Here is a 641-nt window from a genome sequence, read left to right on the forward strand (position 1 = left end):
GCGTGGGACTCCCTGCTGGCCAAGCTCATCGTCACCGGCGCCACCCGCGCCCAGGCCCTCCAGCGCGCGGCGCGGGCGCTGGCGGAGTTCCAGGTCGAGGGCATGGCGACCGCGATCCCCTTCCACCGGGCCGTGGTCACCGACCCCGCCTTCACCAGCGAGCCGTTCTCCGTCCACACCCGGTGGATCGAGACCGAGTTCACCAACACCATCCCCCCCTACACCCCCACCGGAGGCGGGGACGAGCCGGAGGAGGCCGCCCCGCGCGAGGTGGTGGTCGTCGAGGTCGGCGGCAAGCGCCTGGAGGTCTCCCTCCCCGCGTCGCTGGGCGTGGCGGCGGCCCCCGCCGGCGGCGGCGGGGCGGGGGCGAAGAAGCCCAAGCGCAAGGCGGCCAGGAAGTCCGGCTCCGCCGCCTCGGGCGACTCCCTGGCCTCCCCCATGCAGGGCACCATCGTCAAGATCGCCGTCGCCGAGGGCGACCAGGTCGCCGAAGGCGACCTCGTGGTGGTCCTGGAAGCGATGAAGATGGAACAGCCCATCAACGCCCACCGCTCCGGCACCGTCAAGGGCCTGACCGCCGAAGTCGGCGCCTCCATCACCGCCGGCGCCGTCATCTGCGACATCAAAGACTGACGACACCA

1 protein-coding gene is annotated in these 641 nt (G+C 72.9%); it reads left to right on the forward strand.

Annotated elements, in window-relative coordinates; genetic code table 11:
* On the forward strand, positions 1-633 hold a 633-nt coding region (locus tag ABFY07_RS42790; RefSeq protein WP_346179625.1), incomplete at its 5' end, for an acyl-CoA carboxylase biotin carboxyl carrier protein subunit.
* Positions 634-641: the final 8 nt, after the last annotated feature.

This window comes from Streptomyces sparsogenes subsp. cuspidosporus, from assembly GCF_039532705.1.
GTDB classification, from domain to species: Bacteria; Actinomycetota; Actinomycetes; order Streptomycetales; family Streptomycetaceae; genus Streptomyces; species Streptomyces sparsogenes.